General features: G+C 69.8%; 21 protein-coding genes. 5 read left to right on the top strand and 16 right to left on the bottom strand.

Going from position 1 to position 26,977, the window contains the following annotated elements; translation table 11 throughout:
* Positions 1-346 precede the first annotated feature (346 nt).
* The 5 genes from ACERLL_RS13810 to ACERLL_RS13790 form a co-directional block, all read right to left on the bottom strand.
* On the bottom strand, positions 347-3,424 hold the full coding sequence (locus ACERLL_RS13810) for a DNA polymerase III subunit alpha (RefSeq protein ID WP_373656687.1): 3,078 nt from the start codon (positions 3,422-3,424) through the stop codon (positions 347-349).
* A 201-nt stretch (positions 3,425-3,625) separates the two neighbouring features.
* The gene (locus ACERLL_RS13805) at positions 3,626-4,003 is read right to left on the bottom strand and encodes a GxxExxY protein (RefSeq protein WP_373656686.1); all 378 of its coding nucleotides are present in this window, start codon (positions 4,001-4,003) and stop codon (positions 3,626-3,628) included.
* Positions 4,004-4,221: 218 nt separating this feature from the next.
* Complete coding sequence (locus ACERLL_RS13800; protein ID WP_373656685.1) at positions 4,222-5,370, bottom strand: DNA polymerase Y family protein; 1,149 nt, start codon at positions 5,368-5,370, stop codon at positions 4,222-4,224.
* Between the two features lie 12 nt (positions 5,371-5,382).
* A complete protein-coding gene (lexA, locus tag ACERLL_RS13795) occupies positions 5,383-5,985 on the bottom strand; it encodes a transcriptional repressor LexA (RefSeq protein WP_373656684.1) in 603 nt (200 codons plus the stop codon).
* A 386-nt stretch (positions 5,986-6,371) separates the two neighbouring features.
* Positions 6,372-6,668: an HU family DNA-binding protein gene (locus ACERLL_RS13790; protein ID WP_373656683.1), complete on the bottom strand. Its 297-nt coding sequence runs from the start codon at positions 6,666-6,668 to the stop codon at positions 6,372-6,374.
* Positions 6,669-6,992: 324 nt separating this feature from the next.
* Here ACERLL_RS13790 and ACERLL_RS13785 point away from each other — a divergent pair, with 324 nt between their 5' ends.
* Positions 6,993-10,784 (top strand): AfsR/SARP family transcriptional regulator, encoded by a 3,792-nt coding sequence (locus ACERLL_RS13785; RefSeq protein WP_373656682.1) that lies wholly within the window; start codon positions 6,993-6,995, stop codon positions 10,782-10,784.
* A gap of 43 nt (positions 10,785-10,827) precedes the next feature.
* On the opposite strand, the gene ACERLL_RS13780 is transcribed toward ACERLL_RS13785, so the two are convergent.
* Positions 10,828-11,595 carry a TIGR01458 family HAD-type hydrolase gene (locus tag ACERLL_RS13780; protein WP_373656681.1) on the bottom strand — a complete coding sequence of 256 codons (768 nt, stop codon included), beginning with the start codon at positions 11,593-11,595 and terminating at the stop codon, positions 10,828-10,830.
* 84 nt (positions 11,596-11,679) lie between these two features.
* Positions 11,680-12,384, bottom strand: coding sequence for a type 1 glutamine amidotransferase (locus tag ACERLL_RS13775; RefSeq protein WP_373656680.1), 705 nt, complete (start codon positions 12,382-12,384; stop codon positions 11,680-11,682).
* 229 nt (positions 12,385-12,613) lie between these two features.
* On the opposite strand from ACERLL_RS13775, the gene metK reads away from it, so the two are divergent.
* The 3 genes from metK (at position 12,614) to ACERLL_RS13760 (ending at position 16,525) form a co-directional block, all read left to right on the top strand.
* A complete protein-coding gene (gene metK / locus ACERLL_RS13770; RefSeq protein WP_373656679.1) occupies positions 12,614-13,762 on the top strand; it encodes a methionine adenosyltransferase in 1,149 nt (382 codons plus the stop codon).
* Positions 13,763-13,888: 126 nt separating this feature from the next.
* Positions 13,889-14,905, top strand: a complete 1,017-nt coding sequence (locus tag ACERLL_RS13765) for a hydroxyacid dehydrogenase (RefSeq protein ID WP_373656678.1) — start codon at positions 13,889-13,891, stop codon at positions 14,903-14,905.
* Between the two features lie 93 nt (positions 14,906-14,998).
* Positions 14,999-16,525, top strand: a complete 1,527-nt coding sequence (locus ACERLL_RS13760; protein WP_373656677.1) for a glycosyltransferase family 39 protein — start codon at positions 14,999-15,001, stop codon at positions 16,523-16,525.
* Between the two features lie 14 nt (positions 16,526-16,539).
* Here the strand turns inward: ACERLL_RS13760 and ACERLL_RS13755 are convergent, their stop codons facing one another.
* The 3 genes from ACERLL_RS13755 to ACERLL_RS13745 all read right to left on the bottom strand — a co-directional run bounded on the left by ACERLL_RS13755 (position 16,540) and on the right by ACERLL_RS13745 (position 18,825).
* Positions 16,540-16,749: a DUF2970 domain-containing protein gene (locus ACERLL_RS13755; protein WP_373656676.1), complete on the bottom strand. Its 210-nt coding sequence runs from the start codon at positions 16,747-16,749 to the stop codon at positions 16,540-16,542.
* Between the two features lie 94 nt (positions 16,750-16,843).
* On the bottom strand, positions 16,844-17,599 hold the full coding sequence (gene cysZ, locus ACERLL_RS13750; protein WP_373656675.1) for a sulfate transporter CysZ: 756 nt from the start codon (positions 17,597-17,599) through the stop codon (positions 16,844-16,846).
* On the bottom strand, positions 17,596-18,825 hold the full coding sequence (locus tag ACERLL_RS13745; protein ID WP_373656674.1) for a cation:proton antiporter: 1,230 nt from the start codon (positions 18,823-18,825) through the stop codon (positions 17,596-17,598). The genes cysZ and ACERLL_RS13745 overlap by 4 nt, the downstream gene beginning before the upstream one ends.
* Before the next feature lie 412 nt (positions 18,826-19,237).
* Between ACERLL_RS13745 and ACERLL_RS13740 the strand changes: the two genes are divergently transcribed.
* Positions 19,238-21,067, top strand: a complete 1,830-nt coding sequence (locus tag ACERLL_RS13740) for a cation:proton antiporter (RefSeq protein ID WP_373656673.1) — start codon at positions 19,238-19,240, stop codon at positions 21,065-21,067.
* A gap of 25 nt (positions 21,068-21,092) precedes the next feature.
* Here the strand turns inward: ACERLL_RS13740 and ACERLL_RS13735 are convergent, their stop codons facing one another.
* The 6 genes from ACERLL_RS13735 to ACERLL_RS13710 are packed head-to-tail and all read right to left on the bottom strand — an operon-like array spanning position 21,093 to position 26,860.
* Positions 21,093-21,401 carry a Na+/H+ antiporter subunit G gene (locus ACERLL_RS13735; protein ID WP_373656672.1) on the bottom strand — a complete coding sequence of 103 codons (309 nt, stop codon included), beginning with the start codon at positions 21,399-21,401 and terminating at the stop codon, positions 21,093-21,095.
* Positions 21,402-21,410: 9 nt separating this feature from the next.
* Positions 21,411-21,683 (bottom strand): K+/H+ antiporter subunit F, encoded by a 273-nt coding sequence (locus tag ACERLL_RS13730; protein WP_373656671.1) that lies wholly within the window; start codon positions 21,681-21,683, stop codon positions 21,411-21,413.
* Entirely contained in the window at positions 21,680-22,180 is a 501-nt protein-coding gene (locus tag ACERLL_RS13725) for a Na+/H+ antiporter subunit E (RefSeq protein WP_373656670.1), read from the bottom strand. The genes ACERLL_RS13730 and ACERLL_RS13725 overlap by 4 nt, the downstream gene beginning before the upstream one ends.
* Positions 22,177-23,691, bottom strand: a complete 1,515-nt coding sequence (locus tag ACERLL_RS13720; protein WP_373656669.1) for a monovalent cation/H+ antiporter subunit D — start codon at positions 23,689-23,691, stop codon at positions 22,177-22,179. The genes ACERLL_RS13725 and ACERLL_RS13720 overlap by 4 nt, the downstream gene beginning before the upstream one ends.
* Positions 23,688-24,029 carry a Na+/H+ antiporter subunit C gene (locus ACERLL_RS13715; protein WP_373656668.1) on the bottom strand — a complete coding sequence of 114 codons (342 nt, stop codon included), beginning with the start codon at positions 24,027-24,029 and terminating at the stop codon, positions 23,688-23,690. The genes ACERLL_RS13720 and ACERLL_RS13715 overlap by 4 nt, the downstream gene beginning before the upstream one ends.
* A complete protein-coding gene (locus ACERLL_RS13710; protein WP_373656667.1) occupies positions 24,017-26,860 on the bottom strand; it encodes a monovalent cation/H+ antiporter subunit A in 2,844 nt (947 codons plus the stop codon). Before ACERLL_RS13710 ends, ACERLL_RS13715 begins: the two co-directional genes overlap by 13 nt.
* Positions 26,861-26,977 lie beyond the last annotated feature (117 nt).

Genomic DNA, 26,977 nt, shown 5'->3' with positions numbered 1-26,977 from the left:
CAGGCCCTGTGGCAGGGCCTCAACAACCTGCTCTGGTGGCAAAGGAATTTGCTCTAGGGAGGGAAGGGGGTGCGTGTAATTCATGGGAACTTCTCTTCTCCATGCATCCGGCTCAAGGACACAGAGAGTCCGTGTCAGCGGCATCAGGACAATCCAGCCCCCCACCTGGACAGCATTGGCAGGGACAGTGTCGGAAATTCACTAGCGGGGGGAAATCAGGGCAAGGACTTATATTTTTAGGGTTTATCCTCATATCTTTTGGGATATCCCTTAGCAGCGCTCTGACTCCGTAACTCCGTGACTGAGGCTCATCCGAAAGGAGCCCTAAGGGGAATCCCCGCCTCCACTAAACCGCCCGCAGCCAATCCACCTCCAGGGTCGCCACTCCCTGCTCCAGGCGCACCACCCCCTCGGTCACAAAGGGCCCGAATCCGTGCAGCAGGCCGCCGTAGGTGGCGTAGGCGTCGGGGAACAGCACGCATTCGCCGAGCCCGGTGCGGTCCTCCAGGGTCAGGAAGCACATGGGGCGATCCCCGGCGCGTGTGCGGGCGGACTTCCGCGTTACCTGCCAGCCGGCCATCCGCACCCGGCGGCCATGGTGGTCCGCTAGGCGCGCCGCCGCCACCATGCCCTGGCGCCATGGCGCCAGGCGGTGCCGGAACAGGACCAGGGGATGGTCGGAGGCCGTGAGCCCCAGGTAGGCCAGCTCCCAGCGCAGGCGCTCCTCCGCGCTCTCGGCGGCCACCGGCGCCGGCTCCGGATCCTGCGGAACCGCGGGAAACAGGTCACCGGTGCCGGTGGCCCGGCCGTGGCCGCACCCCCGGCCCTCCAGCGTCCAGAACAGCGCCCGGCGGCTCGACCCCAGGCCGTCGAGCGCGCCGCAGCCCACCAGCGCCTCCAGCCCGGCCCGGTCCAGCACCGGCACTCGGCGGATGAGGTCCTCCAGATCGGCGAAGGCGCCGTTCCGCCCCCGCTCCGCCGCCAGGGCCGCGGCCGCCTCGCCGGTCAGATCGCGCACCCGGTCCAGACCGAGGCGGATGGCCCAGCCGCCCCGGCCCTCCGGATCCGGCTCGGCGCGCGGTGCCGCGGTGCTGCCGTTCACGTGTGGCGGGCGCACCGCCACGCCGAGGCGCTTGGCCTCGTCCACATAAGCCTGCGGACCGTAGTAGCCGCCCCCGTTGGCGAGCACTGCGGCCAGAAACTCCGCCGGGAAGTGCGCCTTGAGGTAAGCCACCTGGAAGGAGAGCAGGGCGAAGCTGGCAGAGTGGGCCTTGCAGAAGGCATAGCCGGCGAAGCTCTCGATCTCCGTCCATAGCTGCTCGATGGTCTCCTCCGTAACGCCGCGCTCGCGGGCGCCCTCCGCAAAGCGCGCCCGGTAGGTCTCCATGGCATTCCAGTCGCGCTTCTTGGACATGCAGCGGCGCAGATCGTCGGCCTCGCCCAGGGACATGCCGGCGACCACCCCCACAGTCCGGATGACGTCCTCCTGGTAGATCATCACGCCGCAGGTGGTGTCGAGCACCTCCCGCAGGGCGGGGTGGGCGTACTCCACTCGCTCCTCCCCGCGATGGCGGCGGATGAAGCGCTCCATGACCCCGGAATGGGAGACACCGGGCCGGATGATGGAGGAGGCGGCCACCAGGGTCTCGAAGTCGCGGCAGTCAAGGCGCGCCTGCACTTGGCGCATGGAGGGCGACTCGATGTAGAAGCAGCCCATGGTGGCGCCGCGCGCCACCAGATCCCGGGTGGCCGGGTCTTCCGCGGGGTCGAGGGCATCGAAGTCCACCGCCTCGCCGCGTCCGGCGCGCACCGCGGCCACTGTATCCAGCAGCGCCGTGAGGGAGCGGTTACCGAGCAAATCGATCTTGATCAGGCCCAGCGCCTCGGCGGGATACATGGCGTACTGGGTGGTTACCAAGCCCTTGGGGCTGCGCTCCACCGGCACCCGGGCGTCCACCCTGTCGGGCGCGATCACCAGCCCGCAGGGATGGGTGCCCAAACCCTTGGGATTGCCGTCCAGGTAGGCTCCCACGCGCAGCACGGTGGCCAGCGGCTCCCGGTCCGGGTGCAGCTCGATCCCGGCAGGATGCTCCCCCAGGGCCTGCGGCAGCCGATGCAGCGGCACCCGCGGCAGGCGCCTGGAGACCTCCGCCAGCTCCTCGCGGCCGAAGCCCAATGCCGCGCCGATCTCCTGCACCAGACCACGCGATTCGAAGGTGGTGAAGGCACCTACCATGGCCACCCGCTCGGCGCCGTAGCGCGCGTAGACGTAGTCCACCATCTCGTCGCGGCGGTCCCAGGGGAAGTCCAGGTCGATGTCCGGAGGGTCGCGGCGCTCGGGGTTCAGGAAGCGCTCGAAGAACAGGCCGTGCGCCACCGGCTCCACGTGGGTGATGCGCAGAACGTAGGCAACGATGGAGTTGGCCACCGAGCCCCGCCCCAGGGTGGGGATACCGCGCGCCTCGGCGGCCTCCACGATGTCACGGACCACCAGGAAATAGGTGGCGTAGCCCATATCCGTGATCACGGCCAGCTCGCGCTGCAGGCGGCGCTGCGCCTCCAGGGGCACCACCTCGCCGTAGCGCCGGCGCAGGCCGCTCCGGCACAGGCGGCGCAAATACCCGGCGGCGTCCTCGCCGGACGCCAGCGGAAAAGGCGGGAAGCACAGGCGATCCAGCATCCCGTCGAGTACCCGATCGGCGCAGGCGCCGGCTATGTGGAGCGCGTTTTCCAGCGCCTCGCGGTCGTCGACGTAGGCGGCGCGCAGATGCTCGGCGTCGCGCAGCCAAGCCTGCTCGGGGGCATGCAGTGCCGGATCCAGGCGGGCGATGGTGGTGCCGGCACGCATGGCAACCGCCACCCGGTGGGCCTCGAAGGCCTCGGGATCGAGGAATGCCGCCTCCAGGGCCGCCGCCAGGGGCAGGCGCCTATGGCGGGCGTAGCGGGCCAACCGCTCACGCGCCGCGCGCTCTTCCCGATTACGGCACAGGTCCGCGGGTACCCGGCGCACGAACAGGGCCCGCGCGGCACGCAGCGGCGCGCAGTCCAGGCGGTCCACCCAGGCGCGGCTGCCGGCGAGGAAGAACAGGTGCCCCGCCGCCTCCCGGGCGATGGCGCGCCATTCCCCGCCCAGCCGGCGGGCGCTCAGCAGCCGGCACAGGGCCCGGTAGCCGGAGCGGTCCCGGGCCAGGACCACGCAGCCGGGGTCCCGCTCGCCGTCCGCCAGCCGCGCACCCAGCAGGGGCTTGATCTCTGCCGCCAGCGCCGCCCGGTAGAAATCCACGGCGCCGTACAGGCCCTCCACGTCGGTGAGGGCGATCGCGTCGATGCCGCGCGCGGCGGCGGCGTCCGCCAGGGCCTGCGGACTGTCGATGCCGTAGCGGAAAGAGTAATGGGAGTGGGCGCAGAGATGGACGGCGCGCATTTCGGTCCTCCGGAAGCAGAAAAACGGAAAACGCCAAACCGCCAAGACGCCAAGAAAGACCAAGAAAAACAGAAAGGACGAGCGGAAGTCCGTCTCCCCCGGCCTCCGGTGTCCCGCGCAGTCTCTGGGCTGACCGGATTCGCTTCCCGTCGTTGCTTTTCCTTGGCGTCTTGGCTCCCTGGCGTTTTCTCAGATCGCCGCTCACGCGGTCACCCGCCGCACGCCGAACTTCAGCACCGGCACGTTGAAGTTGATGAGCAGCCCCTCCCCCACGCCGGCGAGCCTCAGGTAGGTAAGCAGCCGCGCCTCGAGCGCCGGCTCCGTTTCCGTCTCCGCCGTGCTCTCCAGCTCGACGATCAGGGCTTCCTCCACCAGCAGATCCACCCGGTAACCGCAGTCCACTCGGAGGTCCTTGTAGGCCAGCGGCAGGGGATGCTGGCGCTCGAAGGCCAGCCCCGCGCGGCTCAGCTCGTGGGCGAGGCACTGCGCATAGGCGGACTCCAGCAGACCCGGTCCGAGCCGGCGATGGACCTCCCGGGCCGCGCCCAGCACCCGGTCGGATAGCGCACCGAAAGCCATGTCGCTCCCCCCTTCTCGAACAACGAAACCAGAAGATGCCGAACCGCCAAGAAAGCCGAAAAGAAGCCCCTGAATAGCAGCCAGACGAGCCGGCTGTACTGGATTCCGAAAGGCCTTCCCGAATCCCGCCCTGGTAGGTACCGGTCGCTGGCGTATTTCCTTCCCTCGGCGTTCATGACGCACTTGGCGATTCGATAGGTTTTTTCGCTTTTCCCGGATCAGGTACCGCCGTCCAACCGTCGTCCCCACTGCACGGCGTACGCGCCGAAGCGGTCGCGCACTGCGTCGAGGCCGCGCAACAGGCGGTCCATGCGCGCATCGGCGGGGAACAGCTCGCCCTGGCCACCGCTGATGCGCTCCGACACCGCCACGGTTACCCGGCGCACGGCCACGCGCCGCTCCCAGATCGCCCGCAGCAAGGCGCTCGCGGCCTCGAAGAGCTCGAAATCGCGATCCGTGGGCTCCAGCCGGGCACTACGGGCGCGTTCCACGCCATCGCGGTGGACCACGGTCAGACGCAGCCGCCCGGCCCGCTCTGCACGGTCCCGGAGCGCGCGGCCCAGGCGTTCGGCGGCACCCAGAAGCGCCGGGCCCGCCGCGGTCAGCGACTGCTCCTGCGGCGACAACGGCAGGCTCAGGTACCACTGATCGATATCGGCCTCTTCCGCCCAGCCGGCCACCGGGCGCGGGTCCAGCCCCCGGCTCCACTGCCCCCACAGCCGTCCGCTGGCGCCGAACACCCCTTCCAGACGCGGCAGGGGCACCGTGGCCAGATCGCCGAGCCGGTACAGCCCCAGCCGCTCCAGACGCGACCGCTGCACGGCGCCCAGGCCCGGAAGCACGGACACCGGGAAACCGCGCACGAAGCTGGGCTCGGCGCCCGGCAGGATGCGCGTCACGCGCTCGTCGCCCAGCGCCGCGGTCATGCGCGCCACCGCCTTGCCCGAGGACATGGCGGCCCGCGTCGGCAGTCGCAGCTCCTCGCGCAATACCAGGGACGCTTCGCTGAGCAGGTCCACCGGCGGTTTACGGAAATAGCGGCGGGTCCCGGAAAGGTCGAGATACCAAGCACCACCGCCCGCGCTCTCCACCCGTGGGGTATAGCGGTTGAGCACGGCCCCTACCTCGGCGCGGACGCGGGCCACGGCCTCCGGGTCCAGCGGGCGCACGACCGCCCGGTGCCGCGCCCGTGATACGGGCGTACCGGGACCCACCCCCTCGGCGTGGGCCTCCGCCGATACCGCCACCACCGTGGCGCCGCGCGCCACGGCCACCGGACGGCCTTGCAGGGCGGGGTCGGCGCGGCGGACCAGAGCCACCGGCAGATCGGATAGGACCACGGAAGCGACATCGCGGGCGGCATGCATGGCGGGCCTCCGTTAGCGCTTGCGGTAGGAGCGCATCTGGCCGATTACCACGCCGCGCACCCAAACCCGCCCGGGGTCGTACTCCAGCGGAGCATAGGCGGCATTGGCAGGCGCCAGCACCACGGTCCCGCCGTGGTGGTGAATGCGCTTGAGCGTGACCTCTCCACCGTCCACCAGGGCCACCACCACCTCACCGTCCTCGGCGGTATCGCGGCGCTCCACGATCACCCAGTCGCCGTGGAGGATACCGTCCTCGGCCATGGAATCCCCGTGCACCTGGAGGACATAGGTGGCGCCGCTGCCGCGGAAGGCCTCGGGGATCTGGATCGTCTCCGGCTCCTCCACGGCGTCGATGGGCCGACCCGCGGCCACGCGGCCCAGCAGTGGCACCGTGACCAGACCGCCGGCCCCCTCATCCGTCAGCTCCAGGCCCCGTGCCCGGCCCGGATGACTGCGCAGGCGTCCCGCCGCCTCCAGGGCGGCAAGGTGCTTGTGTACCGTGGCCTTGGAGGCGACCCCGGCGTCTCGGGCCAGCTCCTCCAGGGTGGGCGCCACCCCGTCGCGGGCGACGGCGGCGCGAATCAGGTCCAGGATCTCCCGCTGGCGTGGCGTCATATCCGATCCACCGATCCTATCGTTCTCAATACGTTCTCAATATAGGCGAACATGGGGCGAACGGGCAAGGGCTCGGGAGGCCGGTCTGGACAGGTGCCGGACAACGCGGCGGGGAACGGGCGGGATCCGCCCGAGGCGCAGGCATCGACGGAGGGAAAACGGTTTCCGGGATCCGCGCCCGGGCGGAGCGTTGCCCGAATGGGACGGGACCGATGGCCGGTTCGGCCCGTAATGGACGGGAAGGTTCGGCGACGATTATCCGGAATGCCGGCGAGACGGATAGGACTCGGGGGGCATGCCGCTCCGGGGGGATGGAGCGGCTTGCCGGACCGAACAAGAACCGGGAACGGTTCGGAGGGACGGGGCCGCCGGCCCCGGGAAATCCTCTAACGCTCCTCCACGCCTTCCCGGAAGAGCTTGCCGGGCTTGAACTGCGGCACGCTGGTGGCCGGAATGGGCACCTCCTCCCCAGTGTGCGGATTGCGTCCGGTACGCGGCGCGCGGTCCACGGCCTCGAACTTGCCGAATCCGGATAGCCGGACCTGGCCACCCTGGGCCACCACGTCCATGACGGTATCCATCAAGTCCTCCACGAGGGCCTTGACCTCCTGCTTCGAGAGCTCGGGCCGCTTGCGGCGGAGTGCGTCAACGAGATCGGCCTTGTTCCATACTTCCTTGCTCATCCTGTAACGCTCCCTTTTTTATGAGTGCACTCGATGTATTGCCCATACCGTGAGCCGCATGGCTCCGGGCGCGGGAACTGCCCGGCAGGGGACACGTTAAGCCACCGCGGACGGCGGTCCGGGCAAGCGGGCTCGCACAAACAGCCAACAGCACCCCCACCGCCCGCTGCGTCTCCTGGGGCCCAAGGCACGAGGCCACTGTCGGCGCTGTACGGCTATTATCCGGACACCTGTTAGAAAAGCGTTAAACCGCTTCCAAGACATCCCTTCAGCCCCCCGCGCATATGCTGTAAATTCCCCGGGGATCACGGGAGAACACCCACCATGGGCGACCTCACCATCAAGCTGCTCGGCGGATTGACGGTCAGCCATACCGGACGGCCCGTAACCGGTCTGCGGGCGCTCAAGGCCCGCGCATTGCTGGCGTATCTGGCCGTTGAAAGGGGCCAAGCCCACTCCCGCAGCCACCTGGGCCGGCTGTTCTGGCCCGACCAGGAGCCGGCAGCCGCCCGCACGAGCCTGCGTCAGGCCCTGTTCCAGCTGCGCCGGGTGCTGGAGTCGCCGGGAGACACGCGCCTCTTCGTCACGGACCGGGAAACGGTCCGCTGGAACCCCGAGGTGGCGTTGTGGCTGGACATGGCCGCCTTCCTGTCCCCGGCCACCGGATCCGGCGGCGCACTCGACCCCGCGACGGAGAGTCCGGCGATCCTGGAGCAGCGGGCGGCCCTGTATCGGGGGCCGTTCCTGGCGGAATTTCCCATCCCTCCCCCCCTGGAGGCCTTCCGGGAATGGCTGGAGGGACAGCGCACCTTCCTGCACCGGCTGGCGCTGCAGCTGGTGGGCCGGCTGAGCCGTCACTACGAGGCGGGCGGCGACCTGGCCACCGCCCTGCGCTACGCCCGCCGCCACGTGGCGCTGGACCCCGGCGCGGAGGAAGGGCACCGCCTGGTCATGCGCATCCTGGCGCGACAGGGAGAGACCAACGCCGCCCTGCGCCAGTACGAGCGGTGCCGTGAAACCCTGTACGCGGATCTCGGCGTTCTCCCGGAGGAGACCACGGACGCCCTGCGGGACCGGATACTGGACGGCCGGGTGGGAAGCGAGACCGGCGTGCCGACCCTCGCGGATTGCGGCGAGCCGGTCCTCGCCGCCGAACGGCGCCAGGTGACCATCCTCGCCTGCGACTACCAGCCCCGCGGGGTGATGGACCCGGAAGAGCGGGCCCGCCTGCTGGGCCGCCTGCTGGAGCGGGCCGCGAGCCACGTGCAGGGGTGGGGCGGCCACTACCTGCGTCCCCACGGCGGCACCCTGCTGGCCTATTTCGGCTTCCCCGCCGCCCGGGAGGAGGCCTCCCGGGACGCCCTGGAGGCCGCCATGGCCCTGCGGGAAGAGCCGGATGCCGCGGAGGCCCTGCGTGTGGGCATCCACGCGGAGACCATTATTACCGGAACGGACCACGAGGTGCCCGACCCCGCCGGCCTCGCCACCGAGCAGGCCATGGAAGCCCGCAATCGGGCCGCGCCCGGGGAGATCGTGGTGACATCCCGGATCCGGACGCTAACCTCAGCGGCCTTCCGCTTCGAGCCCCTGACGGGGGACCTGTTCCGCCTCGAAGGCCGGAGCGCCCGGGAATCGGGCGTCGAGAAGCGGTCGCCGACTCCCTTCGTGGGCCGGGAGCGGGAGCTCGGCACGCTCTGGCGCCATGTCCGGGACACCCGGGCGGGGCGGGAGCAGCTGGTGCTGGTGCGCGGCGAGGCGGGGGTAGGCAAGACGAGCCTCCTGGAGGCAGTTCGCAGACGGCTGGCGGCCCAGGGCGATTTCGTGATCCACGAGCTCCGCTGCCGCAGCGAAACGCATTCCGTTCCCTTCGGTCCGGTAACGGAGCTCCTGGCCCGGCGCCTCGGCGCCGGCGGGAAACCGGACCCGGCAGTCGCGCAACGGTTCCTGGATACCCACCTGGAAGAGCTGCCGAATCCCGATGCCACCCGCCTGCTGGGCCGGCTGCTGGGGCAATCGGACCCGGACCGGGCGCACCGGGATCCCGACCCGCGGCGGGAACGGCTCCGCATCCAGGAGACCTGCCTGCAGATCGTTACCGAGCGCGCCGCCCGGCAGCCGGTCCTGATCCTGCTGGAGGATCTGCACTGGGCGGATTCGGGGACTCGCGACCTGGTAAACCGCCTCCCCGACGCGGTTCGCGACCTGCCGGTGCTCGTCCTCGCCTCCAGCCGCTCCGGGGAGGAAGTAACCGCCCCGCGGGACTGGACCTTCCTGGACCTGCCACCCCTCGATGCCCGGACGAGCCGGACCCTCCTGACCGCCCTGGAGAGCGGCACGCCCCTGCCCGATGCGGTGCGGACGCGGATTCTGGAGCGCGCGGAGGGCATCCCCCTGTTCCTGGAGGAATTGATCCGGACCTACCGGGACACCCCGGCCGCCGCGGAGGGCGATTCGCAGATACCCGCCACCCTGCAGGAGCTCCTCTGGGCCCGCCTGGAAGTCCTGGGCCCGGCGAAGCGCATCGCGCAGCTCGCGGCCACCCTGGACCGGGAGTTTTCGGAGGAATGGCTGGCGGCCATAACCACCCTGGACCGGGCAAGCCTGGCGGGCCACCTGCGCCGATTGGTGGAGGCGGGGATCCTGGAGGCCAGCCCCGAGTCGCGGAAGATGGGATACCGCTTCCGGCACGCCCTTTTCCAGCAGGCGGCCTACGAGATCCAGCTCCATCGCGACCGCCGGGCGGCCCACCGGCGGATCGTGGAGGTTCTGCAGGAGCGCTTCCCGGAAACCGCCCGCGAGCGTCCCCAGCTCGTGGCCCGGCACGCCGCCTCCGGCGAGCTTCCGGACACCGCCCTCGAGGCCTGGATACAGGCCGGGTGGCGCGCCCTGGACGAGGCGGCCCACCGGGAGGCGCTGGAGCATTTCGCGGCGGCCGAGGCCCTGGCCGAGCGCACCCCCTGGGATGACACCCGCAAGCAGCGGGAGCTCAGCATGCACCTGGGCGGCGGGCTCGCCTCGCTGGCGCTGCACGGCTACGGATCCGCGGAGGCGGATCGGTCCTTCCGCAGGGCCCTGCGGCTCCTGCGTCCGGGCACGGACGAGTGCTCCCGCTTCCAGATCCTGTGGGGGCTATGGCTGGGCGCCAGCTCGCACTCCGGCTACGAGGAGGCCAAGATCCTGAGCGGCCACCTGCTGGAGATCGCCGAGCGCCTGCAGGAGCCCGCCCTGCGAACCACCGCCCATCTGGCCGCCGGAAACACCCGATTCATGACGGGTGCCCCGGAGCAGGCCCTTACCCATCTGGACACGGCCGTGGCCGCCTATCGTCCCGAGGACCACGATTTCCTGGTGCGCTCCTTCGGGGAGAATCCCGCCATCACCGGCTATGCTTTCCGGAGCTGGCCCCAGTCCCTGCTGGGCCATACGGCCGCGGCGGCCGAGACCATGAACGTGGCGATTGACCGGGCCCGGGAAGTGGATCATCCCCCCACCCTGGCCTTCGTCCTAACCTTCGCCGCCATGGGGGCCTTTTTCCTGCGCGACGGCGAGACGGCCGGGGAATGGGCGGAGGAAGTCCTGCAGCTCGCCGAACGCTACCGGTTCCGCCTCTGGGAGGCCTCCGGGTCCGCGCTGTACGGGTGGGCGCGGGTGGCGCGGGGCCACGCGGACGGCATGGCACCGCTGGAGCGCAGCCTGGAGGGCATGCGCAAGGCCATGTCGGGAGCGGGCACGGCCTTCCTGGCCCTGCTGGGTGACGCCCATCTACGGCTGGGCAACCGCGAGCCGGCGATCCGCGCCTTCGAGGAGGCACAGGCCACCATAGGGCGGGTGGGGGATGTCTTCTACAAGCCGGAGATCCTGCGCATGCGGGGCCGACTCGCCGAGGACACGCCCTGGCGTGCCGGGGCACTTTTCCGGGAGGCCGCCGCCCTGGCGCGCGCGCAGGGGGCGCTCCTCTGGGAGCTGCGCGCGGCCACCGAGCTGGCGCGCCTGGATGGGCCGGAGAACGGGGCGCGACTGGCGGAGACCCTCGGTCGCTTTCCGGACGGAGCGGCGGGACCGGATGTCCGGGAGGCACGGCGTCTCATGGCGGACCGGGTCGGTTCGGAGCCATGACCATGCGAAGCGGCCGGCCCGCTCCGAAAATCCGGGGCTTCGGCTAGGTGCGCGCCCGCTCGAGGATCCAGCGCGCGGCCTCCTCCAGATCCTCGCAGACCACGGCCCCCGAGCCCGCCACCGCCGCCTCGTCCCCGGCTCGGAATTTGCCCGTCCGGACGAGCACGGCCTGAAGGCCGTTATCCAGGGCGCCGCGCACGTCGGACTCCACATCGTCCCCCACCATGACGACCTCCCCGGCCGGAAGGTCCAGGCTCCGCAGCGCCGCCTCGAAAAACGCGGGAGCCGGCTTGCCAAGGATGACGGCCCGTGTCTGCGCGGCGTATTCCAGGGCGGCCACGAAGGGCCCCTGATCCAGGCTGAGGCCGTCCTCCTCGCGGAAATACCGGTTACGCCCCATGGCGAGCAGGGGCGCGCCCTCCAGCAGCAGCCGGAAGGCCCCGTTCAGCCGCTCATAGGTGAAGCCCGGCCCCGCGTCCCCCACCAGCACGGCATCGGCCTGCCGTTCTGGACAATCGGCGAATTCCGGCCGCAGATCGGGATGGATCACCGGGAAGGGGGACAGGCCGTGCCGGTGCAGGTAATCGCGGGCCACCCGGGGGGCGGCGTAGAGCTGGTCGGCGGGCAGATCGAAGCCGAGCCCGGAGAGCTTCTTCAGCAGGGCATCGCTGGTGCTGCGGGTGGTGTTGGTGAGGAAGCGCAGGGGGAGCCCCGATTGCCGCAGGGACTCCACGGAACGGGGCGCACCCGGAAGCGCCCGGTCCCCCTGGTAGAGGACCCCGCTGAGATCCAGCAGGACACCGCGGACCATAGCCACCTCCTCCCTGCCAACCGGTTCGCGCCGCGCCGGGCTCCACCGCCCGCCCCCGACAGCGTCCCCGGAAATCCGGAAGACCTAGGACAGGCCTTCGACCCAGCGCCCATAGAGCTGATCGGCCACCTTGTGCAGGCTCCGGCAGCGCTCCTCCAGACCATCGGTGAGCTCCTCCCGGCCCTGCACGGTGGACGGCCGGGGCTCGGCCAATTGGGCGGCGTTGATCTCCGCCCAGTCGCGCACCAGATCCGGCTTCATTTCCACATGGCACTGTAGGGCCAAACAATTTCCGGAGACAAATCCCTGCGAAGGCGTATGCCCGTTGGTCAGCAGGGGACTGGCGCCCGCGGGCAGCCCGAACCGCTCGCCGTGCCAGTGGAACACCTCGAACCGCCCGGGCAGATCCCGCAGCCAGGAATCCGCGGCCTCCCCGGGCACCCGGTCCACCGGGAACCAGCCGATCTCCGGCGCCTCCCCGGGACCCACCGTGCTGCCCATGGCCCGGGCGATGAGCTGTCCGCCCAGGCAATGGCCCAGCACCGGCATGCCCCGGGCATGGGCCTGGCGGATCAGGTCCACCTCCGCGGGAACCCAGGGCAGCGGATCGTTGACGCTCATGGGTCCGCCCATGAAGACGAGCCCGCTGGCCCCGTCGGGGCGGGACGGCACCGGCTCCCCGGCGTCCACGGCCACCACCTCGAAGGGGAGGCCCCGGGCGCGGAGGAAATCGGCGAAATAGCCGGGCCCTTCGTGGGCCACATGGCGGAAAATCCAGACGGGAAGCATCCTATTCTCCCTGATCCTCGTGGGCACTCGCCGGGCGGCGGCCGCGGCGCGGACCCTTGCCCGGAAACGGCCGCGAAAGCTCCGGACCTTCATTGTCCCCGATCGGGCGGATTGCCGGAACCCTTCCCCCACCACGACCTTGATCCAGCGGCGGGAATGGCGCCTTCCACGCATGGACAGCCCGCCGCTGCGCACCTATTCTGAGGATTCCCTTCTCCCGGAGCAGCGCATGGAATCCGTATACACCGCCGAATCCGTGGCCATGGGCCACCCCGACAAGGTCTGCGACCAGGTCTCCGACCGCCTCCTCGACCGCCTGCTGGCGCAGGACCCGCATGCCCGGGTGGCCGTGGAGACCGCGGTGAAGACCGGACTCGTCGTCCTGCTCGGCGAGGTGACCGCCGACGCCCGGACCGACTTCGCCGCCTGGGTCCGGGAAGTGGTCGGCGAGATCGGCTACGACCGCGAGGGGCTGGGCTTCAGCGCGGAGGGTGTCGGGGTGGTGGACGCCATCGAGGCCCAGAGTCCCGACATCGCCCGGGGCGTGGACCGGGAAGGCGGGGAGCTCGGTGCCGGGGACCAGGGCATCATGGTGGGCTATGCCTGCGACGAGACGGACACCCTGATGCCGGCTGCACAGCATTACGCCCACCGCATCATGGCGCGTCAGGCCGATGCCCGCCGGGAGGAGCGGCTGCCCTGGCTGCGGCCCGACGGCAAGTGCCAGCTCTCGGTGCGCTACCGGGACGACCGCCCCGTGGGTCTCGATAAGGTGGTGGTCTCCCTGCAGCACGGACCCGAGGCGAATCCCGCCGAGGAGCGCGAGGCGGTGGTGGAGGAGCTATTGCGGCCGGTACTGCCCGCGGGCTGGCTACCGCCCGCCGACCGCCTCCTGATCAATCCCACGGGTCGCTTCGTCATCGGCGGGCCCAAGGGGGATGCCGGAGTTACGGGCCGCAAGATCATCCAGGACACCTACGGACCCCAGCGGCCGCACGGCGGGGGCGGCTTCTCCGGCAAGGACCCCACCAAGGTGGACCGCTCCGCCGCCTACATGGCCCGCTATGCCGCCAAGAACCTGGTGGCCGCCGGCGTGGCGCGCCGCGCGGAGGTGCGCCTGGCCTACGCCATCGGCGTGGCGGAGCCCGTCATGGTGGCGGTGGACACCTTCGGCACCGGCAGCGTGGCGGACGAGCACCTCGGCACGGTGCTGCGCGCGGTATTCGATTTCACCCCCCGTGGCTGCATCGACACCCTGGACCTGCAGCGCCCCCGCTACACCGAGACCGCCCGCTTCGGCCACTTCGGGCGCCCCGACCCGCTCTTCCCCTGGGAGCGAACCGACCGGACCGACGCCTTGCTCGCGGCACTGACCTGAAGCGGAGCCCGAGCCTTCGGGACCACCCGTCGTACTCCGCCCCCTGTCCCCAATAGGCCTCATCGCTCCTTGGCGGTACGCTGTTCCCAGCCAATGCCGCAGTGCTCGGGAAGCCGGAGGGGGGTCATGCGGATCGCCGTATTCGAGGTGGAGTCCTGGGAGGCCGAGGCCCTGGCAGAGCTGGAATCCGAGCACTGGATCACCTATCACCGCGAGCCCCTTGAAGCCGCCAACGCGGCCGAGCACGCCGACGCGGAAGCCGTCTGCACCTTCATCTACTCGGAGATTGGCCCCGGGGTGCTCGCCGCCCTCCCCCGCCTGCGTGTGGTGACCACGCGCTCCACCGGCCATGACCACATCGACTTGGCCGCGTGCCGGGAGCGGGGAATCACCGTCTGCAACGTGCCGAGCTATGGCGAGAATACCGTGGCCGAGCACGTCTTCGGCCTCCTTCTGACCATCAGCCACAACCTCACCGAGGCCATCGACCGCACCCGGCGGGGCGACTTCTCGCCCGAAGGGCTGGAAGGGTTCGACCTGCGCGGCCGGACCCTGGGGGTGGTAGGCACCGGCGCCATCGGCCGCCATGTGCTGGAGATCGCGCGGGGCTTCGGCATGGAGCGGCTGGCCTACGACAAATACCCGGACCCGGAGGCCGCCGAACGGCTGGGCTTTGCCTACCGCGATCTGGACGCACTGCTCGCACACGCCGACGTGGTGAGCCTTCATGTCCCGGAAACGCCGGAAACGCACGGACTGATCGGCGAGCGGGCCTTCGCATGCATGAAGGACGGGGTTGTGCTCATCAACACCGCGCGGGGCGGTCTGGTGGACGTGCACGCCCTGCTGCAGGCGCTGGCGTCGGGCAAGGTGCGGGCGGCAGGCCTGGACGTCCTGCCCGAGGAGCCGGTGATCCGGGAGGAGTCCGAGGTTCTCCGCTCCCTGTTCCAGCGGGAATACGACTACCGCACCCTGCTTGCGGACCACGTGCTGCTGCGCATGCGCAATGTCTTCATCACCCCCCACTCGGCCTTCGATACCCGCGAGGCCCTGCAGCGCATCCTGGACGTGACCATTGCCAACCTGCGCGGCTTCGCCCGGGACGCCCCCCGGAGCGTAGTGGCCGGTCCGGTCTCCGGGTAGCCGCAAGACGCGGATAGCGCGGACGGACCCGTCGCCGGAAAGGGCGGACCCCAATTGGCCGGGCTTTTCGGCCCGTGCTACCCGGAAAGGATGATGGAATCGACCCTGTCCCGGCCCGCCCTGGTCCTGAGCACCCGCTCCGCGCTGGCCCTGCTGACCCTCTTCCTCGTCGGCCTAACCGCCTATCGGCTCGCGGTCCTCCTGAGCCTGGACCTGGGCCTGTACGGCGACGAGGCCTACTACTTCACGTGGTCCTGGAACCCCGACTGGGGCTACTACTCCAAACCGCCCATGGTGGCCTGGCTGATCGCCGCGACTACGGCGCTGGCGGGCAATACGGCCATCGGCGTGAAGGCGGCCTCCCTGGTGCTCTACCCGGCCACCAGCCTGATCCTGTTCGCCGTGGCCAACCGCCTGTACGGCCCCCGGACCGCCCTGGTCGCGGGAATGGCTTTCGCCACCCTCCCGGGCATCTTCTTCGGCTCCATGGTCATCAACACCGACGTGCCGCTGCTGTTCTTCTGGGCGGCGGGGCTCTGGTTCTTCCTGCGCGCCCTGGAAAGCGGCCGCTATCGCCACTGGCTGGGCGTGGGCGCGGCCCTGGGGCTGGGCCTGCTCAGCAAGTACACCATGGTGGCCTTCGCCGCCAGCGCCGCCCTCTACCTGCTCGCCGCTCGCCCCCTGCGGCCCCATCTGGCGCGCCCCGGCCCCTACCTGGCCGCGCTGACGGGCTTCCTCCTGTTCCTGCCCAACCTGCTCTGGAACGTCGGCAACGGCTTCATCTCCTTCCTCCATACCGCGGAGATCTCGCAGCTGGACGAGGCCCTGTTCCATCCGGACCACCTCGCCGCCTTCCTGGGCGCCCAGTTCGGGGTTTTCGGGCCGGTGCTCATGGGGGTGCTCGCGGTGCTGATCGCCGGCCGGGACGGCGTGTACCGGCGGGAGCCGGAGCGCATCCTGCTCGCCTTCACCGTGCCCCTGCTCGCGGTCATCGGCCTGCAGAGCTTGCTCGCGGAGGCCCACGCCAACTGGGCGGCGCCGATCTACCTGTCCGGAACCATCCTGGTGGTGGGCTGGCTGCTGCAGCGCCGGCCCCGCCTGCTGGCGGTGGGCCTGGCCGTCAACGTCCTGCTCGGCCTGTCCCTCTACCACTACCAGGACATTGCCCGCGCCATGGGGGTGCAAGAGATCCCCCACCGTCTCGACCCCCGGGCCCGCATCCGGGGCTGGGACCAGCTCGCCGCGGCGGTGGACCGGACCCGTCAGCGCCACCCCGGGGCGCGGCTGCTGGCGGCGGACCGCTTCGTGCTGGCCGAGCTGCTGTTCCACCTCCGTCCGCCGCCGGAGCGCTACGGCTTCTGGAATCCCGGCGGTGACATCGACAACCACTATGCCCTGACCACCGATATCCGGGGCCGCTGGTGGGCGGATTTCCTGCTGGTAACCGGGGACGCCGGGGCGGGGAAAGCGCTGGCGCCCTATTTCGAGGAGCGAAGGGCGGTAGGCACGGTCACCATCCGGCGCAGCGCCGAGGAGACCGATACCTATCATTTCTGGATCCTGCGCGGATTCCGCGGCTACGGAGCGGCCGGGCCGGGGAGGGAGAAGGCGGACCGATAGGGCGCCAGGACGCCTCAGGCGGCCAGGCCCAGAATCAGCTGTACCAGGCCCCAGATCCCCAGCACGAAGAGCAGGGTCATGATCAGGCCCGTGAGGATATAGGGCGTGGCGCTGCTGCTGCCGAAATCGCGCTCCTGGTTGCGGCGGCTCTGAACGCCGAACATGGCCGCCAGCACGCTGCCGACGACCTGGGGCAGGCTGGGATCTTTGCGGCTTTCGTCCATGATGCGGAACCTCCTGGCGAAATGGATGAAGGGCGAACGCCCTCCCCCGTTTTTAACCCCCGCGGGGCGGAACCGGCAAGGAGGGCGACGGCGGTTAAGCGTCCGGCTCCTGGGATACCTCCGGGGCGGCGGAAGTTCCGACGCGCTCGGCGAACAGCCGCGTGGCGCCGGCCACCGCCGCCGGCATGGCGACCAGGTTCACCACGGGGATGCTGGTGGCAACCAGCGCCGCCAGCCCGAAGCCGAGGGCGGCGGGCCGCTCGCGGGCCACCAGGGCGCGCTGCTCCCGGAAGGCCAGTCCCCGCGCCCCCAGGGGATAATCGGCGTATTCCAGGGCCAGCAGCCAGGCGTTGAAGACGAGCCAGAGCGCGGGCGCCACCAGATTGAGGCCGGGGATGAGGGTCAGCACCAGCAGGGGGATCGCCCAGCGCAGGGAGTAGACCAGCACCGCCACCGTGTTGGCCGCCGCCCGGGCCCCGTCCCGGAGCAGCTGCGACCAGTTCCCTTCGGGATGCGGCGTGCCGCGCGTTTCGGCAAGGACCCGCTCGGCGAGCAGGTCGTTGAAGGGGGCGCCAATGAGGTTGGTGAGATGGATGTAGGTGAATACCCACACCAGAATGATGGCCACGGCGAACAGCGGCCATAGCAGCCACTCCAGCCAATCCCATCCGGCCGGCAGCAGGGCGGCCATCCAGGTATCGAAGCCCCAGCCGAGCAGCGCCGCCAGCCCCAGGAAGACCACCAGGCTGACCAGTACCGGGGCGGCTGCGTAGCGCCGCATACCGGGCCGGGCGACGATCCGGAAGCCCTCCGCCATGAAGCCCATTCCGGTGAGAAAATCGCGGATCATGCCTCCTCCTTCTCCGGCTGCAGGCGTTGCAGGAGCGGCCGCAGGGCCAGCGGCGTGATCAGGCAGGTACCGGCGGTCACCACCACACCTGCGGCATAGACGGCGGGCGGCACGGCCCAGTCTCCGAGCTGCCGGCCCTGGTCCAGGATGACCATGGTGATCTCGGCGCGGGGCACCATGCTGACCCCGATCAGCGCGGCGCCGCCCGTCCCGGCGACCAGCCAGGCCGGCAGACCGGCCCCGGCCACCTTCGCCAGCACCGTGGTGAGCAGCAGCAGTCCGCCGATTCCGGCCCCCTCCGCCAGGGAGGCGGGCTCCATCTCCAGCCCGATGCCGATGAAGAAAAAGGGCACGAAGAACTCGTAGAGGTCCTCGAAATTGGCCTCCGTACGCACCGCGGCGGGATCGCGGCTGAAGGTGAGCCCGGCGAACAGGGCTCCGATGGCCAGAGAGAAGCCCAGCCAGCCGCCCAGGGCGGCGATCAGCAGGCCCACGCCCGCCACCGTGAGCATGCGTCCGGGGGCCGGCTCCAGGCGTGCCGCTTCGCGGGTCAGGGGCGCCTCCGCGTAGCGGGCGAACAGGTAGCAGAACCCGGCGAAGGCGACGAGCTTTGCGACGAACAGCGCCACCGCTCCGCCGATGATGCCGGCGGAGACCGTGCCGCCGTTATGGAGCATGGGCACCATCACCAGGAGCAGGGCCATGAACGCCACACCGGACAGGTCGTCCAGCTCGCCCACGTCCACCAGCAGCTGTCCCGTGGCGCTGTTCAGGGCCCGGGCCTCCTGCCAGGGCGGCACGGCCACCCCGAGGCTCGTGGCGGTCAGGGCGGCGGCCAGGACCAGCGATGGGATCAGGGCCAGATCCAGCACCCAGAAGGCGGCGGCAAATCCGGTCAGGGCCGATAGGGCTATGTCTCCGGCCCAGATGATGCTGGCCCGGGGCAGCTTGGCCACCAGCTTGCCCGGATGGCTGTCCAGCCCCACCCGGAACAGCAGGGCGATGATCCCCACGTCGGCGAGGAAGGCGAAGGCGTGGCGCACCGGCTCCGTCACCACGCCCCAGCGGGAATCGACGAGACTCAGGAGGAAGCCCAGCAGCAGGTAGCCGATGAGCGGCGGGATGCCGGCTCGGCCGAGCAGGGACTTGAGCAGCGTGGACAGCACCACCGCCCCGCCCACCAGCGTGATCCACAGGGCATGGGCCTGGGCGAAATCCGTGCTCATGCCCGGGAGCACCGGGGAAAGGGGCTATTCGGCATGGGAGGACCCCTATACTGCCCCGCGACTCGGGGCGTGGAAATCGTGGCCGGCCCATAGTTTCCCGTGAACGGGCCCCCGGAGTCCAAGGACACGGTGTCCGGAAGGGGCATTTTCCCCGGGAATTGTCCGCCGCCATCCGTGGCGACTGTCCATGGCATCCGGGATATTCCTTATGCGATCGAAACCGGTGCCCTTCGTACTTCGAGGTTGTTATAGTTGCCCGCTCTTTTTCTCGGCGATGGTTCGCCCCGCTAGCGCTGGGGGTTCGGCGCGGGCCGCCCGGCCCCGGAATGCCCCCAGGCTATCTGCCGGCAGTTCAACACGGGCCTGTGCGGGAAGGCGCTTTCCGGGCCCCAAGCAGCAGGAGGCGGACCGCATGGTCCCTACCCTCGAAGTCGGAATCACCCTGGCCGTGGTCCTCGGCATTTTCGCGCAGTGGGTGGCGTGGCGCTTCGGCTTCCCCGCCATCGTCCTGCTCGCCGTCTGCGGCATCACGCTGGGCCCCGGGCTCGGCGTGCTCAACCCCACCGCGGACTTCGGGCCCCTCTATCACACGCTCGTGGGGCTGGCGGTGGCCATTATCCTGTTCGAGGGCGGCTTCAGCCTCAAGCGATCGGAGATCGAGGGGGTGGCGCGCGGCGTCCTGCGGCTCATCTCCCTGGGCGTGGTGCTGGGCTGGATCTTCGCCTCCCTGGCCGCCCATTACATCGCCGAGCTGGCCTGGCCGCTCGCCATCACCCTGGGCGCCATCCTGGTGGTCACGGGCCCCACGGTGGTCGGACCGCTGCTGCGCCATGCCAAGCTCTCGCCTCGGCCCGCTTCCCTGTTCAAGTGGGAAGGGATCATCAACGACCCCCTGGGCGCCCTGCTGGCCATTCTGAGCTTCGAGTACGCCCTGGGCAGCGGGACCGGCCAGGGAACGCTGTGGGACCTCACCTTCCAGCTGCTGGGCGCGCTGATCTTCGCCTCCCTGCTCGGCGGCGTCGTGGGCTGGGCCCTGGGCCGACTGTTCCGCACCGGGCTGGTCCCCGAGTTCCTCAAGGCCCCGGGGCTCCTGGCCTTCGTCATGCTGGTCTACGTGCTGGCCAACTCCATGCTCCACGAGGCGGGGCTGCTGGCGGCCACGGCCATGGGCCTGGTCATGGGCAACATGGAGCTGGCCGATGCCCTGGACCTGCGGCGCTTCAAGGAAAACATCGTCGTATTCCTGATCACGCTGCTCTTCGTGGTCCTCACCGCCGACATCGAGCCCGAGACCCTGGCCCAGCTGGACTGGCGCAGCGCCGCCTTCGTCGGCGTGGTGCTGTTCGCCGTGCGCCCGGCGGCGGTGATGCTGTCCACGCTCGGCTCCAGCATCCGCCTCCGGGAGCGCCTGCTCCTGGCGTGGATCGCCCCGCGGGGCGTGGTGGCGGCGGCCATGGCGGGGATTCTCGGCCAGAACCTGGCGCGGGCCGGCTACGAGCAGGCCAACCTCATCTTCCCGCTGGTCTTCGCCATCATCCTGATCACGGTCCTCCTCCACGGCCTGACCATCCGGCCCCTGGCCCGGAAGCTCGGCCTCACCGCGGCCAGCCCCAACGGTCTGCTGCTAGTGGGCGCCAGCCCCTGGTCCATCCAGCTGGCGCAGCGGCTCCACGAGGAGGGCGTCCGCGTGATCCTCGCCGACTCCTCCGCCCACCGGCTCCACGCCGCGCAGGCCGTAGGCGTGCCCACCCATGTGGGCGAGATCCTGTCCGAGCTGGGCCGCCAGCAGCTGGACCTGGCAGGCATCGGCAACCTCCTGGCGGCCACCGACAACCCCGCCTACAACGCCCTGGTCTGCACCCGCTTCGCGCACGAGCTGGGGCGGCGCCACGTCTTCCAGCTGCCCGCCAGCAAAGGCACCGAGGAGGATACCCCGGAGTTCAGCCAGGAGGTCCGCGGGCGCACCGCCTTCAGCATGGACGCCACCTACGACGAGATGACCCGGCGCTACTATCTGGGCTGGCACTTCGACCAGTACTGGATCACCGGATCCAACCCCCGCGGGCCCTACTGCCCCGAGGGCAGCGAGACCCTGCTCCTCCTGCGCCGGAACGGCGAGCTGATCCTCCACTCGCCGGACCGGACCAGCGAGCCCCGTCTGGGTGACCGGGTGATCTGCTATATCCCCGCCCCCGAGGAAGAGGAGGCGCCGGAGGAGCCGGCGACCACCCGAGCCTCCTAGCTTACCGGGCTCACTTCCAAGGGCCCTACGCTGATTCCTCGTCGCTGTCCCGCTTTTCCAGGTGAAGCGCCGCCTTGGCCATGAGGTGGGCGCTCACCGGGGCGGTCAGGAACAGGAACAGAATCACAAGCAGCTCGTGAAAGCTCCACCCCCCGACTGCGCTGAAATGGATCATGGAGGCCACCAGCATGCCCCCCACCCCGAGGGTGGTGGCCTTGGTTGGTCCATGCAGTCGGGCGTAGAAATCGGGCAGCCGGGCCAAGCCGATGGAGCCGATCAGCGCGAATACCGCGCCGACCAGGAGAAAGAACGCCACGGTAAGCTCGAGCACCATGCCCCTCTCCTATTCGATTATGTCCCCGCGCAACAGGTACTTGCTGAAGGAAATAGTAGTGACGAAGCCCAGCAGGGCGATCAGCAGCGAGGCCTCAAAGAAGGCTGTGCCGCCCCGCAGGACGCCCAGCAGGATCAACAGGGAGATGGTGTTGATGAACATGGTGTCGAGGCCCAGGATCCGGTCAGGCAGCGAAGGCCCCTTTAGGATCCGCCACAGGTTCAGGATCATGGCCAGCACCATGCAGGCCACGGCGGTCCAGCCGGCATACAGCAGGATCATGGGAAGATCTCCTCGAGAAGCCGCTCATAGCGTTGCCGGATGCGCTCGATCAGGGCCTGCTCGTCCTGCAGGTCCAGGCAATGGATCCACAGGCGCCCCCCTTCGCGGTCCACATCCACGGTCACCGTCCCCGGGGTCAGGGAGATGAGGCTGGACAGGATGGTGACCGGCACCGGGTCCCTGAGCCGCAGCGGATAGGCGATGAAGGCGGAGCGGGGGCTGCGCCACCAGCGCAGGATCAGGGCCGCCACCGACAGATTGGCCACCACGATGTCCCCCAGCAGGCGCCCCAGCAACCGCAGCACCAGCAGGGGACGGCGGGGCACGACGGTGGGCCGCCCCCAGAACCGGTCCGTGAACCCGGCCACCAGCAGACCGATCAGCAGACCGGCGGCGACCACCCCCGGACTCAACCGATTGTTCAGCAATACCCAGAACCCCGCCAGTACCAGGGCGAGCCAGGGCCGCGGTACCCAGTGTCCCAGGAAGCTCCTCATGGCCTCTCCTCCCTGCCGGACGCGTCCGCTTCCGGCCCCAGAACCGCCTCGATATAGGAGGTCGGCTGCCGGATCTCCGCCGCTGTTCCCTCGGCCCACCGGGCGGTGGGACCGGCCCCCAGGGCAAGTACCAAGGTGCTGAGGATCAGGGCCGCGGCGGGCCCCAGGGTACGTACGCCGGCGGCCCGCACCGGCCCCGGATCCAGGCCCTGTTTCCAGAACAGGGTGGACCCGGCCCGCGCCAGGGGCAGGATCACCATAAAGCCGCCGAACAGCACGCCGAAATAAACCGGGACCATGAACGGCTCGGTGAGGAACGCCTGGAGGATCAGCAGCTTGCCGAGGAAGCCGCTGAGCGGCGGCAGCCCCGCCACGCCGATGGCCCCGATGAAGAACAGGAGGCCGAGCGCCGTGGGCTGGGCGAGCGCGGCACCGGCCTGGAGGCGGTCACCCAGGGGAGCGCGCTGGCGGGCGATCACCCCCACCAGCAGGTAGAGGCCCGCGGTGAGCAGCGTGGTATGGAAGAGATAATACAGCGCGGCGCCCATCCCCTGGCCCTCCCGAGCGCCGAAGCCCAGCAGCAGCGTGCCGATGGACACCAGCATCAGATAGCTGACCATGTTATTGAGCCGGGCGGCCCCCAACGTCCCCAATGCGCCCACCAGCAGGGTGGCGAGGCCGGCGTAGAGCAGCAGGAATTCCAGACCGGGCCCCGGCAGCGCACCGAACAGGAGGCTGTCCAGGCGCAGCACGGCATAGATGCCCACCTTGGTCATCACCGCGAACAGTGCGGCCACCGGTGCCATGGCGGCCCCGTAGGCGGCCGGCAGCCACATATAGAGCGGGAAGATGGCCGCCTTCAGGGCGAACACCCCCAGCAGCACCAGACCGCCCGCCCGGGCCAGATCCGCCGATTCCCGCGGCAGCTCGGGCAAGGTGCGGGCCAGGTCGGCCATGTTCAGGGTGCCGGCGGCTCCGTAGAGTACCGCCAGCCCCACCAGGAAGAACAGGGAGGCCGTCAGGTTGAGCGTCACGTAGTGGAAGGCCACCCGGCTCCTGCGCCCTCCGCCGCCGTGCAGGAGGAGGCCGTAGGAGGCAATCAGCAGGATCTCGAAGAAGACGAACAGATTGAAGAGATCGCCGGTCAAAAAGGCCCCGTTGAGGCCCATCAGCTGGAACTGGAACAGGGGATGGAAGGCGTGACTGTGCTTGTCCGTGCCTCCGGTGGCGAAGATCAGGCTGCCCAGGGCGATCAGGGCGGTCACCGCCAGCAGCGAGGCGCTCAGGCGATCGAGGACCAGGACGATGCCCAGCGGGGGGCTCCACCCGCCCACCTGATACACCTGGGGACCCTCGGCGGCAAGGTACAGTAGCCAGCCCGCCAGCAGGCTCAGGGCCAGGGTGGAGGCGACCCCCAGGACCCGCTGCGCCCCCATGCCGCGCAGGGCCAGCTGCAGGGCGCTCACCACCAGGGGCAGCACCACCGGGGCAATGACGGCCAGGGCGTTCATCGCTGCTCCCGCCGACCGTCCACGTGGTCGCTCTTCAGGGCACGGCGGTTGCGCAGGGCCAGGATCAGCGCGAAGGCGGTCATGGCGAAACTGATCACGATGGCGGTGAGAACCAAGGCCTGCGGCAGGGGATCAGCGTAAGCCTCCCCATGCCCTTCCCCGTGGATCAGGGGCGGGGACGCCTCCGCCGGGATGCCTCCCGAGAAGAACAGGGTCAGGTTGGCGGCGTGGGACAGGAGGGCCAGGCCCAGGATCACCGAAAAGGTCCGGGCCCGCAGCAGGAGGTAGATCCCGCACGCCGTCAGCCAGCCCACCGTCACCGCCACTACCAGGGCCATTCGCTTCCCGCTCCTTTCTGCCTCTCGCCCTCCCCCGTCGCCGGGAAGGACCGCGCATCCAGCTTCTGGCCGAGCCGCCCCAGCTCGGCGAGGATCAGGGTCACCGCTCCCACCACGGTCAGATAGACGCCGATGTCGAACAGGAGGGTGGTGGCCCAGGGTATGTCACCGAGCACGGGTAGGTGGAAATGGCCATGGGCGGAGGCCAGGAAGGGATCTCCCCATACCCAGGCCAGCATGCCCGTTCCGGTGGCGATTCCCAGGCCCACGGCCAGTAGGGGGCGGTAGCGGAGGTGCAGCCGTTTCCGCACCCAATGGCTGCCGCTGGCCAGGTATTGAAGGATCAGGCCGATGCCCGTGACCAGGCCGGCGACGAAGCCGCCGCCCGGCTCGTGGTGGCCGCGCACCAGGAGGAACAGCGACACCACAAGGGCCAGCGGCAGCAGGGCACGGGAGATGGTCACCAGCACCAGGGGGTGCGCGTCCCTGTCCCAAGGCATACCGCGCAGCTCCGGGCCGGGCGGGATCAAGAAGCCGCGCAGCATGGTTAGGATACCCACCGCGGCGATGGCCAGCACGGTGATCTCACCGAGGGTGTCGAAGCCGCGGAAGTCCACCAGGATGGTGTTTACCACGTTTCCGCCGCCCGCTTCCGGGAGGCTAAGCTCCAGGAACTGCCTGCCGATCCGGGCGGGGTCCGCAACCAGGGCCCGCCATAGCAGCCCGCCCACCGCCACTCCTGTCAGGCCGGCGAGGACAGCGTCCCGCCAGCGGCGCGGCACCCCCGAATCCACCGGGCTGCGCTGGGGAAGGAAATACAAGGCGAGCAGCAACAGGACGCCGGTAACCAATTCCACCGTGAGCAGGGTCAGGGCCAGATCCGGCGCGGCAAAGCGGACGAAGAACAAGGCCACGCCCAGACCCACTACGCCCAGCCAAAGCACCGCCAGGAAGCGGCGCCGCCGCAGGACCACCGTGGCACCCGCGCCGAAGGCCAGGCCCAGGGCGATCATGATCACCGACGAGCCGGGATCGCCCCCCGGGGCGGGCAGGGCCAACGGCTGTGCGCCATTGAGCCAACCTGCCGCCGCTAGGGCCACCACCGTTGCCACCAGCAGGAACTGGTAGCGCTGCAGGGAACCGGTCTCCAGCCAACGCCCCGCCCGTGCGCCCAGCCCGACCGCCAGCTCCTCCATGCGCACGTACCGGACTATCGGTTCGATTACGGGAACCAAGCGATCATGCCAGCGATAGGCCCAATACCGCGCGGCGTATAGTAGGGTTCCGCCCACCAGGGCGGCCACGCTCATGAAGAAGGGCGGCGTAAAGCCGTGCCAGACGGCCAGGTCAAAATAGGGCAGCGGCCCCTGGACCACCGCTTCCGCGGCCATGACCAGCCACGGGGCCACAGTCCACCCCGGAAGGATGCCCACCAGCAAGCACAGCGCCACCAGCACCTCGATGGGCACCCGCATGTAGCGCGGCGGTTCGTGGGGCTGCTTGGTGAGCCCCACCGGCTCGCCGTTGAAGAATACGTCGTGGATGAAGCGCAGGGAGTAGGCCAGCGCGAACACCCCGGAGAGCACGGCGGCGGCGGGGAGCAGCATACCCAGCCCTGCCGGCGCCCCGAGGTGCAGGGTCTCGGCAAAGAACATCTCCTTGCTCAGGAAACCGTTCAGCAGAGGCACCCCCGCCATGGCAGCGGCGGCCACCATGGCCAGCAAGGCGGTGTGCGGCATGTAGCCGAACAAGCCGTTGAGCTGGCGCATGTCGCGGCTTTCGGTCTCGTGCTCGACGATCCCGGCGGCCATGAACAAGGAGGCCTTGAAGATGGCGTGATTAATTATGTGGAAGACCCCGGCCACCGCGCCCAGGGGCGTACCCAGGCCGAATAGCATGGTGATCAGGCCCAGATGGCTGATGGTCGAATAGGCCAGAAGCCCCTTTAAATCGTGCCGAAACAGGGCGAAGAAGGCCCCGAACAGCAGGGTCAGGAGGCCCACTCCGGTCACCAGAGCGAACCACAGATTGGTTCCGGCGAGGGTGGGGAAAAGGCGGGCTAGCAGGAAGACGCCGGCCTTCACCATGGTGGCCGAATGGAGGTAGGCGCTCACCGGCGTGGGCGCGGACATGGCCTGGGGAAGCCAGAAGTGGAAGGGGAACTGGGCGGACTTGGTGAAAGCCCCCAGCAGGATCAGGCCCAGGATCCAGGGATAGGCCGAGTCCGCCTGCACCACCTCCCCCGCCGCCAGCACCGTGGTGAGGTCGTAGCCACCCGCCACTTCGCCGAGCAAGAGCACGCCGGCGAGCAGGGCCAGGCCGCCGCCCCCGGTGACCACCAGCGCCATGCGCGCCGACTGGCGGGCAGCGGGGTTCAGGTTCCAGAAGCCGATCAGCAGGAAGGAGCTGAGGCTGGTGAGCTCCCAGAACAGCACCAGCAGCAGGAGGTTCTCCGACAGAACCAAGCCGAGCATGGCCGCCGCGAACAGCAGGAAGAGCACATAGAAGCGGTGCAGCGGGGCGCGCTCAGGCAGGTAGTAATAGGAATAGAGGACGATCAGCAGCCCGATGCCGAGCACCAGGAACACGAACAACAGGCTGAGTCCATCCAGGCGCAAGGCCAGGTCCAGCCCCGCCGAAGGCAGCCAGGTCCAGCGCTCCACGAACACCTCGCCACCGAGCACTGCGCCACCGTAGGGCAGCACCATGGCCAGCGTGACCCCCAGGACCGCGGCCGCCCAGGCTGCGTTGGCACGATGGCGGCGATGCCCGCCGATCAAAGGCAGCAAGGCCCCCAGCAACGGGAGAAGGACCAGGGCCAGCAGGCTCATCCGCTAACGCTCCCACCACCGCAGGGGCCGCCGGCCGGGCGGTCCCGTTCAGAGAATTCACTCCTTCGGTCCCGGGCATCCGGGAGTCATGGGCAATGCCCACCCTGACTCCCTGAC

The organism is Thiohalorhabdus sp. Cl-TMA (assembly GCF_041821045.1).
Lineage (GTDB): Bacteria > Pseudomonadota > Gammaproteobacteria > Thiohalorhabdales > Thiohalorhabdaceae > Thiohalorhabdus > Thiohalorhabdus methylotropha.
This window is presented reverse-complemented; position numbering and strand designations above follow the sequence as displayed.